This window comes from Geobacillus thermoleovorans, assembly GCF_001610955.1.
Classification (GTDB): Bacteria; Bacillota; Bacilli; order Bacillales; family Anoxybacillaceae; genus Geobacillus; species Geobacillus thermoleovorans.
In genome coordinates, this window is sequence record NZ_CP014335.1 from 3257100 (window position 1) to 3275512 (window position 18413).

The window sequence follows — 18413 nt, forward strand, 5'->3', positions numbered from 1 at the left end:
CCCTCCGCGTCCAATTTCTCTATATTAGTATTCAATGGTAATGATTGGGGTTCCAGCAACGACGCGCGTCTTGCCGCCCAATTTTTCTCTCAAGGCGAGTTGCAGGTTGATCGGCTGATGATTGGCGGCCGGGAGAACGTTCTTCCACTGCCCAGTATATGCAGACAGGGAAACGAGTGACTCTTCCCGCAGCCACTCGACAGGCGTCGCTTGAAAATCGCGAAGCAATTGAGAAGCTTGATCGAACAAACCACCTTCCATATTACCACTGAACTCGCCTTCAATACAAGCGAAAAATGTAGAGTGATTCACAAATAGTCCGTTCGTCGTTTTTTGAATGTGCTGTGCTGCTTCTTTCCACCCAGCTTGGCTCCACGTTGGGCCGGTCGCTTCATAGAGGATATACGTTTGCGGCGTTCCATTTGTGACGGTCATCACGAGCTGGATTTGTTCACGAAAAAAGGAATGTTCATTCGTGCCGATCACTTTTTGCCAATGGCTAGTTTGGTGGAACGTCCAGCGGAAGGAGCGGTATGTTTGTTTGAACTCCGCCATTTTTTTGAAAAAGTCCGCATCATTTTGAATATCGTGGGCATACTCTCTTGTGTACACGACCCAGCGGCCGAGCGAGGCACCGTGTTGCGCCAATGTGTGCGCCATCATTTCCAACGGTTCGGACCATTCGTTCCCCCGCGCGCCTTCCGTCCGGTATTGCCCTGCGGCCAACAACAAGACCGCGGCGGCCAGCGCCATCAGCCAACAGATTGGATTTTTTCTCATCTTCGTTCCCTTCCTCTCCTTACTTGTTATTGTTGCCACCGGGCAAGGGAACATACGTCAAAAAAATCGACAACCGGCGATTTTTGAAATCGCTTTCATAAATAAACATCAAAGCGGAGGGCAAACAGCCGAGAATCCATGGAAGAAGGGGACGGGACGGGGAGCAAAGAGGCGGCGGCAAGAACGGATCGGCCGGACAGAGGGCGGGGCAAGCGGACAGTTGGAGGGGGAGCCGAAGCACCACGGCGCCCCGGGCCTCCCTATTCGCGGAACAAATACGGCAAATCGGTTGACCAAGCCCAATAGTCAAGGAAAAAGTTCGCCACCGTCGAGCCGATGGCAATCGTCAATAAAATGTACAGCAGCCGCCCTTGGACGACGCGGTTCGGCCGAAGCAGCACCTCGAGCCGCACCGCCTGCAGCGTCCACCACGTCACCGCTAGAAACGCCAAATGAACGATAATCGAAATCAACGCTTGTTGGCCGATGACCGGCATCATCAAGTTTCACCTCTTTCTCAAGCATATGTGAAACGGCGCATACGAAGCATTTCCTCTTTTTCGGAACGCGGCGTGCAGCCAAAGCACTTCATGCGTTTCGAAAACAGATTAAGCGTCGCATGACAAGCTCTTCTCCCCCGAAACAGCACCGGCCGCACATCCAAGGTGCTCCTCGTCCCGAAACAAAGCCAGCGGGATGAGCATTCCCCTCTTTCTATGAAAATGCGCAGGCCTTGAAACTTTCATGCTAGGTGGAAAGCAAACATTGCTCGATGGAGCTTTCCTGCGCAAAGCACGCAGCGCATCCCCTCCTTTCCAAACGAAGCCGGCGGCGCAAAAAAAGAGGAGAGGCATTCTCCCTCTCCCTTTATTCTACCGTTACGGCAAAAAATCGCCAAAATGCCCAAACTGGGCAAGCATATCGTAAGCAAGCCCCGGCGCCCAGCCGATCGCCAACGTTCCAAGCGCGCAAAGAACGACGGCGGTCGACAGCCCGGCCGGCAGCCGGCCAAGCGGCGCGGTGAACGTCGGGCGGAAAAAGAGCTGGACGATCAAATTGAAATAATACACGTACGAGATGACGGTCGTGATCGCCATCACGGCGGCGAGCACATAATGGCCCGGCTCTGTGACGACAAGGCCGATGAAAATATGCAGCTTGGCGATAAAGCCAGCTGTTCCTGGGATGCCGGCGAGCGAGAGCAAAAACAGCCCGAACGCCGCAGCCAGAAATGGGCGGTGCCGATATAAGCCGGCGAGCCCATCCAAATCATCGGATCCGGTTTCATTGACAATATGGGCAATAATGGCAAACGCCCCGATGTTCATCAACGTATAGACGAGCAAATACATCCAGAGCGAATCGATCATCGCCCATGACATCGCGGCAAACCCCGCGAGCAAGTAGCCGGCGTGGGCGATGCCTGAGTAGGCGAGCAGCCGCTTTAAACTCCGCTGCCGAAGCGCCACGACGCTGCCGATGATCATCGTCAATCCAGCTAACACGGTGATGATCGGCTGCATCGACAAAAGAAGCGATGATGGGTCACGCCCTTCAGACGACGCCGCGGCAAAGATCGTCACCAGCAAACGGAGAAGAAGGGCAAAGCCGGCCGTTTTCGACACGACGGCAAAAAACGCGGTCGCTGGAACGGGCGCTCCTTCGTACACGTCCGGCGCCCACATATGAAACGGAACAGTCGCCAGCTTAAACGAAACGCCGATGAGCAAAAGCAGAAACGCCAAAGCAAGCATGTACGGCTCGTTCGTCTCCTGCAAGCGGCGCGCGATGCCGCCGAGATTCGTCGTTCCGGTCAAGCCGAACACATAACTCATGCCAAACAGCATGATGGCGGTGGCGATGCCGCCATTGATGACGTATTTGAGCGCCGCCTCGTTCGATGCCGGCGCCGTTTTGCGCAAACCGGCCAAAATGTAGGACGACACCGAAAGCAGCTCAAGGCTGACAAATAATGTAAGCAAATCGCCGCTAGACGCCATCATCATCGCCCCAAGCAGCGCAAACAACATCATATAGACAAATTCGCCGCGGTGCGGACTGCCTTCTTTCGGCGCCCATTCGGCCACTAAAAGCAGAGCGAGCGCTCCGCCAGCCAGCAAAATGAACTTGAACGCTTTGGCGAACGCATCGAGCCGGAACGTATCATGCAAAATCGATGCCGACCCGGCCGGGATCATCGCCGCTGTCGCGATCATGGCGAGCGCCGCCGCCGCCGCGGCGCCCCAAGCAAGCGGCCGGCGGCTTCGATCACTCGGCAGCGCCAAGTCAATCACCAACAGCGCTATGGCGGCCGCGAGGACGATCCATTCGGGCGCCATCATGCTCCAATCGGATTGCCATACATCGTTCATGTGATCAACCCCCTAGCCCGTTCATCATCGTCTTGACGACGGCCGTAAGCGGCGCGGCCAATAGCTGTGGATAGACGCCGACGGCCACGATCAACGCGACGAGGATGAACGCCGGCACAGCTTCTTTTCCTTGCAAGTCAACGACGCCCCCTTGCGGTTCACCTAGGCTTGCCGCAGATGCTTGCGGCTCACGCCAGCCCATGACCGCTTCCCGCCGGTCGCGGGGGCGGCCGAACGTGATATCAAGGACGGCTTTCAGCGAATAGACAGCGGCGAAGATCAATCCAAGCGCACCCACGGCGGCAAGGGCCGGCTTCGTTTGAAACAGCCCGAGAAACGACGTGAATTCACCGACAAATCCCGCCAGCCCCGGCAGACCGAGCAAGGCGAGCGCCGCTGTGAGCAAATACCCGGAAAAGAGCGGCATCGCTTTCGTCAGTCCACCAAGCCGGTTGATGTCCGTTGTTCCCATTCGATGAGCGAGCACGCCGACAAGCAAAAACGACAAGGCCGAGATGAGTCCGTGAGCCACCGATTGAAAGACCGCTCCTTGAATGCCGGCCTCATTCAACGCACCGAGTCCGATGAGCACGACCCCCATATGCGACACGCTCGAGTAGGCGAGCACGCGCTTCAATTCGCGCTGGCGAAGCGCCAACAGCGCGCCGTACAGCACGTTGATGACGCCAAATAGAGCGAGAACGCCGGCAAACGAGCGGAACTCATCCGGAAACAAGCCGACCCCGAAGCGAATCATCCCATACGCTGCGATTTTCAGCAACACCCCGGCATGAAGCATCACCACCGGCGGCGGCGCTTCGACGTGGACGCGGATGAGCCAGCGGTGGAACGGAACAGCCGGCAGCTTGACGGCAAATGCCAACAACAGCCCGCCGAGCAGCCAGCGACTCCCTTCCTCCGTCAACGGCGCAATCAGTTGCCCTTCCGCCGCTGGATTATGTAACATTTCATGAAGCAAGGCAAAGTTCGCTGTTCCAGTTCGGGCAAGCAGCACCGCGATCACAACAAGCAACAAAGCCGAGCCGAGCCCGTTGTACAACAAGTAGCTGTACGCCGCCCGCTCGCGCTCAAACCCGCCCCACTTGCCGACAAGCAAAAACATAGCGACCAACGTCACTTCTAAGAAGAGGAAAAACCAAACGAAATTGGCGGCGGAAAATACGCCGAGCATGCCAATCTCAAGCGCCAGCAGCCAGAGAAAATACCCTTTTTTCTCCGTTTTGACAAGCATCGACGCCAAAGCGGCCAACGTCGCCAACACCGCGGTCAGAACGATAAAGACAAGCGACAGCCCATCGATGCCGAGCTCATAGCGGATCACATACGCCGCGTCCGTCAAAAATGGCAGGTCAGTAAGCCGCACCCAGTCCCGCGCTTCGTCGAGCCGCTCGAGGCGAAACCCGCGCCCGGACTGAATGAAAGCAAACAACGCCAAAATGAGCGGCGGTACGGTGGTAGCCGTTCCGAGCCATTGAATCATTCGTTCATCCGTTTTGCGGACAAACATCAGCAACACGATGCCTAACAGCGGCGAAAAGACGAGCAGCGATAAAAACATCATAGCCAGTACCCCCCTGTTAAGGCGAAAATGACGACCAAAATCGCCAATCCGGCCACCGTCACCGCCCCATACGTCTGCGCCTGCCCGTTTTGCCCGCGCGACCCAGCCGAGGCGGCCGCGCCGACAATGCCGGCGGCAAGCCGGGCGAGCCCTTCAACAAGGAAGCGGTCGACATACGTCAACAGGCGGCTGATCCATGACACAAGCGACACGACCGTCAAACGGTAAATGTCATCGATGTAGTAATGACGGCGCAGCAGCTCATCAACATACGGAACACGCGCGGACAGCCAATCGCGCGGCATTTTCTGCGCCCCGTACATCAGCCAAGCGAGAAAAATCCCTGCAAACGACACGATCGTCGCCAAAACAGCGATCCATCCCGGCGCCGCTTCATGACGATACGCTCCATCCGTCAACCATTCGCCAAGGAACGAGCCAAACCATGGCGTTTGCATGTATCCGGATGCAATCGACAGCACGCCGAGCACAAGCATTGGCGCCACCATCGAGGCTGGCGCTTCATGAGCATCCTCATGATGCCGCGCTTTGCCGGCAAAGACGAGGAAAAAGAGCCGGAACATATAAAACGACGTCAACAGCGCGGCAGCGACCGCGAGCCAAAAGAGGAGGCGCGGCCCGTTCGTCCAGGCGGCGGCCAAAATTTCGTCCTTGCTGAAAAAGCCGGCGAATAGCGGAACCCCGCTGATCGACAGCGCCCCAATGAGGAATAGCGGCGCGGTCCATGGCAGCCGCCGCCAAAGCCCGCCCATTTCCTCGATGTTTTGCGTACGGACGGCATGAATGACGCTCCCGGCGGCCAAAAAGAGGAGCGCTTTAAAGAACGCATGCGTCGTCAAATGGAAGATGGCCGCGACATAGCTGCCGGCGCCAAGCGCCAACATCATATAACCGAGCTGGCTGATCGTCGAATACGCGAGGACGCGCTTAATGTCCGTCTGCACCAAGCCGATCGTCGCGGCGAAAATCGCCGTCACCCCGCCGATCGTCGCCACAGTCATCATGGCTGCATGGCTTGCCTCATACAGCGGAAACAATGCCGCCACAAGGTACACACCGGCCGCCACCATCGTCGCAGCATGGATGAGCGCCGACACCGGCGTCGGGCCTTCCATCGCGTCTGGAAGCCATGTATGGAGCGGAAATTGCCCCGATTTGCCGATGGCGCCGATGAAAATCAAGATCGCCGCGAGCGTCGTCATCCCCGGCGACAGCGTCCCGTCGCCGACGGCGCGGAAAATGTCGTCGTAATCAAAGCTGTGCGTTTGCCAAAAGAGCAACATCATGCCGATGAAAAAGCCAACGTCGCCGATGCGCGTCATGATGAACGCTTTTTTCGCCGCCGCTTTTGCTTCTTCCTTATAGAAGTAAAAACCGATCAGCAAAAACGATCCAAGCCCGACGAGCTCCCAAAAGATGTACGCCTGCAGCAAATTCGGCGACAGCACAAGACCGAGCATCGCAAACGTAAACAGGCCCAAATACGCGTAAAAGGTGGAAAACCGTTCATCGCCAGCCATGTACCCTTGCGAATACACATGGACGAGCCAGCTGACGAGTGCGACGACGACGAGCATCCAAGCGTTTAGGGCGGTGGCGGAAATCCCGACCGTCAACGTCACGCCGCCTATCGTCATCCATGTCCAGTTTGCCTCATACGTCGACCCGCCGAGGCGGTCCACAAGCACCGCGAGCGCCAAAAGCAGCGACAAGAACGCCGCGGCGATGCCGACATAGGCGCTTGCCTGTTTCCATCTCCGTCCGAACAGCAGCAACAGAATGAACGAACCAAGCGGGAACAGCGGCACAACCCAAGCTAGGTTCATCATCGTTCCCATCCCCTTCTCTAATGTTTCAACGAATTGGCTTCATCGACTTGAACCGTCTTCCGGCTGCGGTAAAAAGCGATGAGCGCAGCTAAGCCGACGGCTGCTTCCGCCGCCGCCACGGCGATCGCAAACAGCGCGAACACATGCCCGTGAACGCTGGGATGGGCGCCGTATTTGGCAAACGCGACGAAATTGATGTTAACCGCATTTAACATCAGCTCAATGCAGATGAGCACAATGACCGTATTCCTCTTCGTGAGCGCCCCGTACAGCCCGATGCAAAACAAGATCAGCGCCAACGCTAAATAGGCCGATAATGTCATTCGTCTTCCGCCCCCTTGCCGTCTTTTTTCGCCAACACGATCGCGCCAATTAAGGCGACAAGCAAAATGACAGACACGATTTCAAACGGAATCGTATAATACGAGTAAAGCAACTTGCCGATCGCCTTAGCGTTGTCGCCCGCCAGCGCGCTGCCGTCAGCGCCGAAGTCGAGCTGGCGGATGCCGAAGTAGACGGCAAGGCCGAAGGCGATGACGGAGAGGGCGGCAACCGCTTTATGCCAGACGCCGCCGGTGGTTTGGCGCTCCCTTTCGTCTGTGTGATGGCGCGTCAGCATGATCGCAAACAGCATGATGATCGTGATGGCTCCGGAATAGATGAGCACTTGCACAACAGCGACAAATTCGGCGGACAACAGCACGTACAGCCCGGCAATGCCCAAAAATGTCATGACGAGGGCGATGACCATATGGACGACGTTCGTCAGCTGGAGCATCGTCACTCCCCCGGCAATCGCCGTGAGGGCGAGCAAGAAAAAGGCGATGTCCGTTCCGCTCACGGCTTATTCTCCCTTCTTATGTTCGTATCGTTTTCATCAAGCCAGGCCAAATCTTTATACAGAGCGTCGCGGCTGTATTCCGCGAGCTCAAAGTTGTTCGTCATGACAATCGCTTCCGTTGGGCATACTTCCGTGCACAAATCACATAAAATGCAAATTTCAAAGTTGATGTTGTACGTCTCAATCACTTTCCCTTTTTTCGTCGGATCGGGATGTTTTTTCCCGGTCAGCTGGATGCATTCGGTCGGGCAAATGTTGACACACTGGTTGCACACGATGCATTTTTCGGGATAAAATTTCTGGATGCCCCGAAACCGATCCGGGAGCGGGAGCGGTTCGTGCGGGTAATCGTACGTCACTTTTTCGCGCGTCAACTCTTTTAACGTATACGCCAATCCTTTCATCAACCCTATCATCCGTCTACCCCTCTCATGGGAAAAGTGGCGTTCCGACACGACCTCTGCCCGAAGGAGGAGGCCATGCTCATGGGCGGCTGCCCCCTTCCTGGCAAGACAAGTTACTTTGTTTCTTTAGAGGACTGGCGAAAAACGACCGATTTCGCCGAATCCGTTGCTTTTGGTTGAAAGAGAGACGTTGATTTTACAGGACTTCTCAATTTGAGAAAAGTCCGTTTTTCGCGACTTTTCACTAAATCACCGGCTTTTTTAGAAAAACCACGCTTTAACGACCGCCGTCAGCACAATGTTGACGAGCGAAAGCGGAAGCAGCACTTTCCAGGCGAACTCCATCAGCTGGTCGGCGCGCACGCGCGGAAATGTGGCGCGAAACCAAATGAGGACGAAAACAACCGCACAAAACTTCAGCGCAAACCAGACCGCGCCAGGAATCCAGCCGAGAAAGGCGACCGGATGCCAGCCGCCGAGAAACAAAATCGTCACAAGCGCCGCCATGGCGAACAAATACACATACTCGGCGAGCATAAAGAACGCCCAACGGAATCCGGAATATTCGACATGAAAGCCGGCGACCAACTCGGACTCCGCCTCCGGCAAGTCAAACGGCGTCCGGTTCAACTCGGCCACCGCGGCAATGAGGAAAATCAAAAACGCCAACGGCTGGGCGAAAATGAACCAGACGTCTTTTTGCGCCGCAACGATGTCGACTAAATTCATGCTTCCAGCCAAAAGCACGACGCCAAGCGCTGACATGACGAGCGGAATCTCATAGGAAATCATTTGCGCGGCTGCCCGCATGCCGCCAAGCAGAGCGTATTTGTTGTTTGACGCCCAGCCGCCGGCGACAACGCCGACGGTCGTCAAGCCGGAGACAGCGATATAATACAGAAGGCCGACGCCAATATCGGCGAACCGGAACGCATCGGTAAACGGCAATACCGCCAACACCATAAACGACGGCACAAAGGCGATGATCGGCGCCAGCACGTAGAGCGGACGGTCGGCCGCTTTCGGGATCGTATCCTCTTTCAAAAGCAGCTTCAACACATCGGCAACGGTTTGCAGCAGTCCGAAGCGGCCGCCGACTTGGTTCGGGCCGATGCGCCCTTGCATAAACCCCATCACTTTCCGTTCGGCCAAAATGCCGTATGTGACAAAGGCGAGCACAACCGCCAAAAGCAGCGCCCCAAGCCCGAAAAACAGGGCGATGTTCGACCAGCCAGGCGTGGATTCAAGCCATTGTTCCATCATCCGTCGACCTCCCCAAGCACAATGTCAATCGACCCAAGAATGGCGATGACATTGGCCAAGTTTTCCCCTTTGAGCAGCTTCGGGAGTATTTGCAAGTTGTAAAACGATGGGCGCCGGAATTTGAGGCGGTACGGCTCTTTTTTGCCGTCGCTCGCAATATAGCAGCCGATCTCGCCGCGCGGCGCTTCGATGCGGACAAATGTCTCACCCGGCGGCGCTTTAATGATGCGGGGCACTTTTCCCATGATCGGCCCCTCAGGCGGAAATTGCTCGCACGCCTGCTCGATGATGCGGAGCGACTGTTCGATTTCCGCCATCCGGCATTCATAGCGGGCGAGGCAATCGCCGCCCTCGCGCACCGGCACGTCAAAATCAAAGCGGTCATAGATCGAATACGGTTCATCTTTGCGCAAATCCCATTTGACGCCGGTCGACCGCAAGTTGACGCCGCTCAGCGAATAGCTGATCGCCTCTTCTTTCGTATACCGCCCGACGCCGGTGACGCGCTGGCGGAAAATTTCATTGCCGGTGACAAGCTCATGATAGCCGTGAAGTTTCTCCCGCATGTACGGAACGAACTGCTTCACTTTGTCAATCCAACCGTCCGGCGCATCCCATTTGACCCCGCCGATGCGCATATAGTTGAACGTCAACCGCGCTCCAGACAGCTCATTTAATAGATTAATAATCATTTCGCGTTCGCGGAACGCGTACAAAAACGGGCTCGTCGCGCCAAGGTCAAGCAAGTACGTCCCCCACCAGACAAGGTGGCTGGCGATCCGCCCAAGCTCCATGGCGAGAACGCGCAAATATTCGGCCCGCTCCGGCACTTCAATGCCCATCATCGTTTCGACCGCATGGCAAAGCACATAGTTGTTCGTCATCGCTGATAAATAGTCCATCCGGTCGGTGTACGGGATGATTTGCGTATATTGCAGCCCTTCGGCAATTTTCTCCGTTCCGCGATGCAAATAGCCGATGACCGGTGTCGCTTCTTGAATGATCTCGCCGTCAATTTTTAAAATGAGGCGGAACACCCCGTGCGTGCTCGGGTGTTGAGGGCCGACGTTTAAAATCATTTCTTCTGTGCGCAGCATCATCTACACCTCCGCATCATACGGCTCGTAATCTTTGCGCAACGGATGCCCGACCCATTGTTCGCCGAGGAAGATGCGGATTAAGTTCGGGTGGCCGCGGAAACGGATGCCAAGCAAATCGTACGCTTCGCACTCCGGCCAGTTCGCCCCCGGCCAAAGCGGAACGAGCGAATCGACTTCCGGGTTGTCGCGCTCGATTTTGACTTTCAGCGCCACCGGCTGCCGGTTTGGATAGGAATACAAATGGACGTACACTTCCATATGCGTTTGAAAATCGGTGCCGTGCAGCTCGGATAAATAATCAAACCGAAGCTGTTCATGGCCTTTCAACAACTCGGCGACTTTGTAGTACGCCTCTTTTTTCACGACAAGCGTCGGCACATCTTTCGCCAGCCGGTTGATGTATGCATCCTCGAACACGTCCGAACCGAGATGCTCATGAATGATGCGGACATATTTCTCAAGCAGCGGATCGTTCGGCGACGGAGCGGCATACCGTCCGGTTCCTCCGTCAGTTTCTTCGGCCTTCGCCCGGGCGGCCGCTGCCGCTTTTTGTTTCGCCCCCTCATCGCCAGCGCCGCCTTGTTGCTTCGCCAAGGCCGCCGCCCGCGCTTTTGCCGCGGCCGCAGCTTTCGCTTTCGCCGCGGCGGCCGCTTTTTGCTTGGCTAGCTCGTCATCGTCGCCCGACGCTTCAGCGGCTTTTTGTTTGGCTAATGCAGCAGCTCTCGCCTTCGCGGCCACAGCTGCCTTTTTCTTCGCCAACTCAAGATCATCCTCCGCACCGCTTTCCGCCGCCTCGCGCTGTCTCCGCAGTTCCGCCGCCTTCGCCCGCGCTTCCTCCGCCGCCTTTCTCTTCGCCGCCTCGAGGTCGCCTTCGGTCGCCGCACCAGACGCAGCGGCCTCGCGCTGTCTCCGCAGTTCCGCCGCCCTCGCCCGCGCTTCCTCCGCCGCCTTTCTCTTCGCCGCCTCGAGGTCGCCTTCGGTCGCGCCGCCTGTCGCGGCTGCTTCCCGCTGTCTTCGCAGTTCGGCGGCCCTCGCCCGCGCTTCCTCGGCTGCTCGTTTTTTCGCCAATGCAAGATCGTCGGCCGATGCCGGTTCCGTTGCCTCTCCCTTCGTTGTTTCGAGCTGGCTGCCATTCGAATTCGGGGGCGTTTTCAAACTGCCCGTTTCGGCGGCTGACTTGGCCTGTTCATCTGCCTGCCTAGCCGCGAGCCGTTCGCGCGCCAGCTGTTTTGCCCGCTCAGCGGCTTCTTTTTTTCGCTGGGCCAAATCTTTTTCTTCATCCATCGGTTACAGCACCTTCTTCCCCGTTTTGGCTTCCAGTCGGATTTTTTCTTTTAATTTATGAATACCGTAGATGAGCGCTGCCGGGTTCGGCGGACAGCCTGGTATGTACACGTCCACCGGGACAATTTGGTCGACGCCTTTGACGACGCTGTACGATTTGACGTACGGGCCGCCGGCTGTCGCACACGAACCCATGGCGATGACCCATTTCGGTTCGGGCATTTGGTCATACAACCGGCGCAAGAGCGGCGCCATTTTTTTCGTCACCGTGCCCGAGACAATCATGACGTCCGCCTGCCGCGGCGAGGCGCGGAAAAACGAACCGAACCGGTCGAGGTCGTAATGGGCGCCGCCGACCGCCATCATCTCGATAGCGCAACAGGCAAGGCCGAACGTCAACGGCCAAAGCGAACTGCTTCGGGCCCATCCTTTCAACTGTTCCAACGTCGTCAAAAAGACGTTTCGCTTCACTTCTTCCATTTCGACGCCAGAAAAACCCTCCCATTTCACATCCATCGTAACACCTTCTTTTTCCAAGCATAGATAAGGCCAATGGCAAGCAAAACGATGAAAATGATCATTTCCACCAACGCGAACAAACCGAGTTGGTCATAGACAACAGCCCACGGGTACAAAAACACCGTCTCGATATCGAAAATGACAAACAGCAAGGCAAATAGGTAGTACCGAACTTGGAACTGAACGCGCGAGTCGTGAAAGGGATTGTTACCGCTTTCATACGTTGTCGCCTTTGCATCACTCGGCACGTGCGGCCGCAGCCACCGCCCGGCCGTGAGCGCCCCGATCGGCAGCAACACACCGAGGCAAAGGAAGACGAAGATGATCAAATAACTGTTTGCATAGATGTTGCTCAATCAGCTCGCCCCCTTCCGGTTTACTACATACGTATGGTGTTAATGATGAAATTTTTCAATAATTCCTTCGATTTCATTATAACATTTATATCCAGCCGTGTCAGCAAAACTTCAAGTTAACACTGTCAACACTGTATCCATTCATGTAAGCGCTTCATCTTTGTTGAAACGACGGAATGCGAGGAACGAAAAAAGAGAGAGCGTTTGCCTCTCTCCTTGACGGACGATTCTTCTGTTTTCATCAAAAAAAGCAGGGGAGTTTTCCCCTGCTTTTTACTTCATTTCCGCAACACTCAAACGGTTCATGGCGCGTTTTAACGCCAGTTCGGCCCGTTTGAAGTCGATGTCATCCTGCTGGCTTTGCAGGCGGCGCTCCGCCCGCTCTTTCGCCGCTTTGGCGCGGAGGACGTCAATGTCCTCCGCCCGTTCAGCAGCTTGAGCCAAAATCGTCACTTTGTCCGGGCGGACTTCCAAAAAGCCGCCGCTGACGGCAATGTATTGCGTTTTGCCGCCTTTTTTCAGCCGGGCCGCGCTGATCTCGAGCGGGGCGACAAGCGGAATGTGCCCCGGCAAAATGCCGAGCTCGCCGCTTTTCGCTTTGACGCTGACCATCTCAACATCGTCTTCGTACACCGGGCCATCAGGAGTAACGACGCTCACGTGGATCGTTTTCATTGTCCAATCCCCCTATCCCGGGTCACACTTCGACACCCATCGCTTTCGCTTTTTCAACGACTTCTTCAATGCGGCCGACTAAGCGGAACGCATCTTCCGGAAGATGGTCGTATTTGCCTTCCAAAATTTCTTTAAAGCCGCGCACTGTTTCTTTCACCGGCACGTAGGAGCCCGGTTGGCCCGTGAACTGCTCCGCCACGTGGAAGTTTTGCGACAAGAAGAACTGGATGCGGCGGGCGCGATGAACGACGAGTTTGTCTTCATCCGACAGTTCATCCATCCCCAAGATGGCGATGATGTCTTGCAATTCTTTATAACGTTGCAGCGTTTGCTGCACTTTGCGGGCGACTTGGTAGTGCTCCTCGCCGACGATTTCCGGCGCCAACGCACGCGATGTCGAAGCGAGCGGGTCAACGGCCGGATAAATCCCCATCTCCGCGAGCTTCCGCTCCAGGTTCGTCGTCGCATCCAAGTGCGAGAACGTCGTGGCCGGAGCCGGGTCCGTATAGTCGTCGGCCGGGACGTAAATCGCTTGAATCGAGGTGATCGATCCTTTCGCCGTCGACGTGATCCGCTCTTGCAATTGACCCATCTCCGTCGCCAATGTCGGTTGGTAACCAACGGCCGACGGCATGCGGCCTAACAGCGCCGACACTTCCGAACCGGCCTGCGTGAAACGGAAGATGTTATCGATAAAGAGCAACACGTCTTGGCCTTGTTCATCACGGAAGTATTCGGCCATCGTCAAGCCGGTCAAGGCGACGCGCATCCGCGCCCCCGGCGGCTCATTCATTTGTCCGAACACCATGGCCGTTTTGCTGATGACGCCGGAATCTTTCATCTCATGGTACAAGTCGTTTCCTTCGCGCGTCCGTTCGCCGACGCCAGCAAAGACGGAAATCCCGCCGTGCTCTTGGGCGATGTTGTGGATCAGCTCTTGAATCAAGACCGTTTTTCCTACGCCAGCGCCGCCGAACAAACCGATTTTTCCGCCTTTAATATACGGGGCAAGCAAGTCAACGACTTTAATCCCCGTTTCCAAAATTTCGACTTCCGTCGCCAATTCCTCGAATTTTGGCGCCGGACGGTGAATCGGGTCGCGGCGGGCGTCAGCCGGAATGTCGCCTTCCAAGTCGATCGGCTCGCCCAAGACGTTGAACACGCGGCCAAGCGTGACTTCGCCGACCGGCACCGAAATCGGTGCACCGGTATCGATGACTTCCATGCCGCGGATGAGGCCGTCTGTGGACGCCATCGCGATCGTCCGTACTGTATCATCGCCAAGGTGCAAGGCGACTTCCAATGTCAAGTCGATGTCGACTTCGTTTTCGTTGCGCGCTTTATGTTGAATTTTCAGGGCGTTGTAGATCGCCGGCAAGTGGCCGTTCTCAAACTTGACGTCTACAACCGGACCCATGACTTGGATAACGCGTCCTCTTGTCATCGTTTTCCCTCCTAACTTGCTAGTCCCCTATTGCAAGGCGTTTGCTCCGGCGACAATTTCCGTAATTTCTTGCGTAATCGCCGCTTGGCGAGCGCGGTTGTAGGAAAGCGTCAATGTGCGAATGAGCTCGTTCGCATTGTCCGTTGCGTTCTTCATCGCCGTCATGCGGGCGGCGTGTTCGCTTGCTTTTGCATCGAGCAATGCGCCGTAAATGAGGCTTTCCGCATACTGCGGCAATAAGACGTCCAAAATTTCTTCTTGCGACGGTTCAAATTCGTACACCGTGCGCTGCTTATTCTCCGCCAAGTCAGTGAGCGGCAGAAGCTTCCGTTCCGTCACCTCTTGCTGGATCGCGCTCACGTAATGGTTGTAATACATATACAGCTCGTCAAACGTACCGTCGGCGAATAACCCAACCGTTTTGCGGGCGATTTCTTTAATATCGGCAAACGACGGCTGGTCCGGCAAGCGGGTGATGTCGAGAATGACCGGCATGTTCCGCTTGCGGAAAAAGCTCAACCCGACGCGGCCGATGACGATGATCGCATATTCGTCCGGAGAAGCATGGCGTTTTTGGATCGTTTGGTACACGAGGCGCAGCACGTTGCTGTTGTACGCGCCAGCCAGACCGCGATCCGACGTGATCACGAGATACCCGGTTTTTTTCACCGGGCGCGAAACGAGCATCGGATGCGAAGCGCCGCCGGCGCCAAGCGCCACATTGGCCACGACTTCTTGAATTTTCTCCATATATGGAACGAACGATTTCGCGTTTTGCTCCGCTCGGTTCAGCTTCGACGTCGAGACCATTTCCATCGCTTTTGTAATTTGGCTTGTCTTCTTCGTCGCATTGATGCGCGTTTTAATATCGCGTAACGATGCCAAAGGTTTCACCACCTTTTTGCTGCACGGGTTCTAACAGGCGTGAGGGGGCGATATGCCCCCGCCGGCCTTATTGTGAAACGACAAACGTTTTCTTGAACGCTTCGATCGCTTTATTGAGATCGTCTTCGTTCGGAAGATCTTTCGTCGTGCGGATGTGCTCAAGCAAGTGTTGGCCGTTTTGGTCGAGCCACAAGTAAAACTCTTTCTCGAAACGGCGTACATCTTCAACCGGAATGTCGTCCAAAAAGCCGCGCGTCAATGCATAGATGATCAACACTTGTTTTTCGACCGGAATCGGCTGATGCAAATCTTGCTTCAGCACTTCGACCGTGCGCGCCCCGCGGGCGAGCTTCGCTTGCGTCGCCTTGTCGAGGTCGGAGCCGAATTGGGCGAACGCCTCCAGCTCACGGTAAGCGGCCAAGTCCAAACGGAGCGTCCCGGCTACTTTTTTCATCGCTTTGATTTGCGCTGCCCCACCGACGCGCGAAACGGACAACCCTGCGTTGATCGCTGGGCGGACGCCGGAGAAGAACAAGTCCGATTGCAAGAAAATTTGCCCGTCCGTAATCGAGATGACGTTCGTCGGAATGTACGCGGAAATATCGCCCGCTTGCGTTTCGACGAACGGAAGCGCGGTCAAGGAACCGCCGCCTTTGGCATCGCTCAATTTCGCTGCGCGCTCAAGCAGGCGGGAGTGCAAGTAGAAAATATCCCCCGGATACGCTTCACGGCCCGGCGGACGGCGAAGCAAGAGCGACAATTCACGGTATGCCGCGGCTTGTTTCGATAAATCGTCATAGACCACTAACACGTGTTGGCCTTTATACATGAAATACTCGCCCATCGCCACACCGGCATACGGCGCCAAGAACAAAAGCGGAGCCGGCTGCGACGCCGAAGCGGTGACGACGATCGTATAGTCGAGCGCGCCGTGTTTGCGGAGCGTTTCGACAACGGTGCGGACCGTCGATTCTTTTTGCCCGATGGCGACATAAATACAAATCATGTTTTGGTCTTTTTGGTTGATGATCGTGTCAATGGCGACGGACGTTTTCCCCGTTTGCCGGTCGCCGATGATGAGTTCGCGCTGGCCGCGGCCGATCGGCACGAGCGCGTCGATCGCTTTAATCCCGGTTTGCAGCGGCTCATGCACCGATCTCCGGTCCATAACGCCCGGCGCCGGGCTCTCGATCGGGCGCGTTTCCGTCGTTTCCACCGGCCCTAATCCGTCAACAGGCTGACCGAGTGGGTTGACGACGCGGCCGATGAGCGCTTCCCCAACGGGCACTTCCATGATCCGGCCCGTACGGCGCACTTCGTCCCCTTCTTTAATGCCGGTGTACGGTCCTAAAATAACGATACCGACGTTGTTTTCTTCCAAGTTCAACGCCATGCCCATCACGCCGTTGGCAAACTCGACGAGCTCGCCGGACATGACGTTATCGAGCCCATGAGCGCGCGCGATCCCGTCGCCGACTTGGATGACGGTGCCGACGTCGCTCACTTGGATTTGCGATTCATAGTTTTCAATCTGCTGCTTAATGAGCGCGCTGATTTCTTCCGCTCGAATGCTCATGCCTTTCACCCCTGTCTTCAAATGTTAGCCGATCAGCTGCCGCCGAATCCGTTCAAGCTGCCCGCTGACGCTGCCGTCGTAAATGCGGTTGCCGATGCGCAGCTTCACGCCGCCGATGAGTTCCGGATCAATGATATTTTCAATCTCAAGCGTCTGTTTGCCGACTTTTTGGGCAAAGACGTCGGAAAGCGCCCGCAGTTCTTCGTCCGTCAACGGCCGCGCCGAATAGGCGACCGCCTTGGCGATGCCACGCGCATCGTCGACTAGGGCGAGAAACTGTTCCGCCAGCTCGGGCACAAGGCCGAAGCGATGGCGCTCCAGAAGAAGGAGAAGCGTGTTTTGCACCGGGGTGGACACACCGGCGAACGCTTCGCGGATGAGCGCTTTTTTCTGATCCAAGGAAAGTTTCGGATACGAAAGAAGCGATAAAAACTCGCCGTTTTCCGCCAACGCCTGGCGCACGGCGCGAACATCTTCTTCGATTCGATCAAGCTGTCCTTGTTCGAGCGCGATTTGGAACAAAGCGGACGCGTACCGTTTGGCGATCACTTCTTGGTTCATCGCGCTCCTCCTGCCTCTTGAACGTCTTTGATGTACGCTTCGATCAGCTTGCGTTGATCTTGCTCGGTCAGCTCTTTTTCAATCACTTTTGAGGCGATCAAGACAGACAACGAGGCCACTTGTTCGCGGAGCGCGGCCATCGCCTGTTCTTTTTCACGCTCGATTTCTTTTTTCGCCGCTTCTTTCACCCGTTCCGCTTCCGCACGGGCCGAGGCGACAATTTGTTCTTTCTGCTCTTCAGCCAGCTTGCGCGCGTTTTCAATGAGCGCTTGCGCTTCTTGGCGCGACTGCTTCATCAGTTCGCGCTGTTCTTCAAGAAGTTTTTCTGCTTCTTGACGGCGTTTTTCCGCCTGGTCGATTTCGTTCGCGATATGTTCTTCACGTTGTTTCATGATATTCATTAACGGCTGCCAAGCGAATTTGCGCAACAAGGCCAGCAAAATGATGAACATCAGCAATTGGTAAATAATCGTGCCGCCGCTGATGCCATGCGCCGCTTCGCCGAGCACCCATACGTTTGCCTTCCACAACACCGCGTTTCACTCCTTTCGACAGCTATCGCACCGACGCGATCTCGCAAAACCGCACATAAAGGAATGGCGAAGGTGGTCGTTGACACGAACTTCGCCATCACTTTCCATATCGATTTCTTATCGACCTAAGTAAATGAACGAGAAGACGACACCGATGATCGGAAGCGCCTCAACCAACGCGACCCCGATGAACATCGTCGTTTGCAAAACCGGACGCAATTCTGGTTGACGAGCAATCCCTTCGATGGTACGGCTGACGATCAACCCGTTGCCGATGCCGGCGCCTAACGCCCCCAAACCTACCGCAATCGCAGCTGCAAGTACACCCAAACTCATGTTGATAGATCCTCCTTCGCAATGTTTAAAGTAATGTTTCATTCAAGTCTTG

At 55.9% G+C, this 18413-nt stretch carries 20 protein-coding genes; all 20 read right to left on the reverse strand.

The window, feature by feature from the left end:
- Nucleotides 1-24: 24 nt before the first annotated feature.
- The gene (locus GT3570_RS16410) at nucleotides 25-780 is read right to left on the reverse strand and encodes a YwmB family TATA-box binding protein (protein WP_011232809.1); all 756 of its coding nucleotides are present in this window, start codon (nucleotides 778-780) and stop codon (nucleotides 25-27) included.
- Nucleotides 781-1040: 260 nt separating this feature from the next.
- Nucleotides 1041-1280: a DUF1146 family protein gene (locus GT3570_RS16415; RefSeq protein ID WP_011232810.1), complete on the reverse strand. Its 240-nt coding sequence runs from the start codon at nucleotides 1278-1280 to the stop codon at nucleotides 1041-1043.
- Nucleotides 1281-1658: 378 nt separating this feature from the next.
- On the reverse strand, nucleotides 1659-3152 hold the full coding sequence (nuoN, locus tag GT3570_RS16425) for an NADH-quinone oxidoreductase subunit NuoN (RefSeq protein WP_062899052.1): 1494 nt from the start codon (nucleotides 3150-3152) through the stop codon (nucleotides 1659-1661).
- A 4-nt stretch (nucleotides 3153-3156) separates the two neighbouring features.
- A complete protein-coding gene (locus tag GT3570_RS16430) occupies nucleotides 3157-4734 on the reverse strand; it encodes an NADH-quinone oxidoreductase subunit M (protein WP_062899053.1) in 1578 nt (525 codons plus the stop codon).
- Entirely contained in the window at nucleotides 4731-6584 is a 1854-nt protein-coding gene (gene nuoL / locus GT3570_RS16435) for an NADH-quinone oxidoreductase subunit L (RefSeq protein ID WP_025039089.1), read from the reverse strand. Before nuoL ends, GT3570_RS16430 begins: the two co-directional genes overlap by 4 nt.
- A 17-nt stretch (nucleotides 6585-6601) precedes the next feature.
- Nucleotides 6602-6907 carry an NADH-quinone oxidoreductase subunit NuoK gene (nuoK, locus tag GT3570_RS16440; protein WP_011232815.1) on the reverse strand — a complete coding sequence of 102 codons (306 nt, stop codon included), beginning with the start codon at nucleotides 6905-6907 and terminating at the stop codon, nucleotides 6602-6604.
- On the reverse strand, nucleotides 6904-7425 hold the full coding sequence (locus GT3570_RS16445; protein ID WP_023633286.1) for an NADH-quinone oxidoreductase subunit J: 522 nt from the start codon (nucleotides 7423-7425) through the stop codon (nucleotides 6904-6906). Before GT3570_RS16445 ends, nuoK begins: the two co-directional genes overlap by 4 nt.
- The gene (nuoI, locus tag GT3570_RS16450) at nucleotides 7422-7841 is read right to left on the reverse strand and encodes an NADH-quinone oxidoreductase subunit NuoI (RefSeq protein WP_013146600.1); all 420 of its coding nucleotides are present in this window, start codon (nucleotides 7839-7841) and stop codon (nucleotides 7422-7424) included. Before nuoI ends, GT3570_RS16445 begins: the two co-directional genes overlap by 4 nt.
- Before the next feature lie 249 nt (nucleotides 7842-8090).
- A complete protein-coding gene (gene nuoH / locus GT3570_RS16455) occupies nucleotides 8091-9092 on the reverse strand; it encodes an NADH-quinone oxidoreductase subunit NuoH (RefSeq protein WP_011232819.1) in 1002 nt (333 codons plus the stop codon).
- A complete protein-coding gene (locus tag GT3570_RS16460; RefSeq protein WP_014196947.1) occupies nucleotides 9089-10189 on the reverse strand; it encodes an NADH-quinone oxidoreductase subunit D in 1101 nt (366 codons plus the stop codon). Before GT3570_RS16460 ends, nuoH begins: the two co-directional genes overlap by 4 nt.
- Before the next feature lie 3 nt (nucleotides 10190-10192).
- Nucleotides 10193-11476, reverse strand: coding sequence for an NADH-quinone oxidoreductase subunit C (locus GT3570_RS16465; protein WP_062899054.1), 1284 nt, complete (start codon nucleotides 11474-11476; stop codon nucleotides 10193-10195).
- Nucleotides 11477-11479: 3 nt separating this feature from the next.
- Nucleotides 11480-11992, reverse strand: coding sequence for a NuoB/complex I 20 kDa subunit family protein (locus GT3570_RS16470; protein WP_011232822.1), 513 nt, complete (start codon nucleotides 11990-11992; stop codon nucleotides 11480-11482).
- Nucleotides 11983-12351 (reverse strand): NADH-quinone oxidoreductase subunit A, encoded by a 369-nt coding sequence (locus GT3570_RS16475; protein WP_011232823.1) that lies wholly within the window; start codon nucleotides 12349-12351, stop codon nucleotides 11983-11985. The genes GT3570_RS16470 and GT3570_RS16475 overlap by 10 nt, the downstream gene beginning before the upstream one ends.
- A gap of 273 nt (nucleotides 12352-12624) precedes the next feature.
- Complete coding sequence (locus tag GT3570_RS16480) at nucleotides 12625-13026, reverse strand: F0F1 ATP synthase subunit epsilon (RefSeq protein ID WP_011232824.1); 402 nt, start codon at nucleotides 13024-13026, stop codon at nucleotides 12625-12627.
- Nucleotides 13027-13048: 22 nt separating this feature from the next.
- The gene (atpD, locus tag GT3570_RS16485; protein ID WP_011232825.1) at nucleotides 13049-14470 is read right to left on the reverse strand and encodes a F0F1 ATP synthase subunit beta; all 1422 of its coding nucleotides are present in this window, start codon (nucleotides 14468-14470) and stop codon (nucleotides 13049-13051) included.
- A 27-nt stretch (nucleotides 14471-14497) separates the two neighbouring features.
- Nucleotides 14498-15355 (reverse strand): ATP synthase F1 subunit gamma, encoded by an 858-nt coding sequence (gene atpG / locus GT3570_RS16490; protein WP_011232826.1) that lies wholly within the window; start codon nucleotides 15353-15355, stop codon nucleotides 14498-14500.
- A 67-nt stretch (nucleotides 15356-15422) separates the two neighbouring features.
- Nucleotides 15423-16931: a F0F1 ATP synthase subunit alpha gene (gene atpA / locus GT3570_RS16495; protein WP_011232827.1), complete on the reverse strand. Its 1509-nt coding sequence runs from the start codon at nucleotides 16929-16931 to the stop codon at nucleotides 15423-15425.
- A 24-nt stretch (nucleotides 16932-16955) separates the two neighbouring features.
- A complete protein-coding gene (locus tag GT3570_RS16500; RefSeq protein WP_011232828.1) occupies nucleotides 16956-17492 on the reverse strand; it encodes a F0F1 ATP synthase subunit delta in 537 nt (178 codons plus the stop codon).
- Nucleotides 17489-18022 carry a F0F1 ATP synthase subunit B gene (locus GT3570_RS16505; protein ID WP_171660741.1) on the reverse strand — a complete coding sequence of 178 codons (534 nt, stop codon included), beginning with the start codon at nucleotides 18020-18022 and terminating at the stop codon, nucleotides 17489-17491. The genes GT3570_RS16500 and GT3570_RS16505 overlap by 4 nt, the downstream gene beginning before the upstream one ends.
- Nucleotides 18023-18142: 120 nt before the next feature.
- A complete protein-coding gene (gene atpE, locus GT3570_RS16510; protein ID WP_011232830.1) occupies nucleotides 18143-18361 on the reverse strand; it encodes a F0F1 ATP synthase subunit C in 219 nt (72 codons plus the stop codon).
- Nucleotides 18362-18413: the final 52 nt, after the last annotated feature.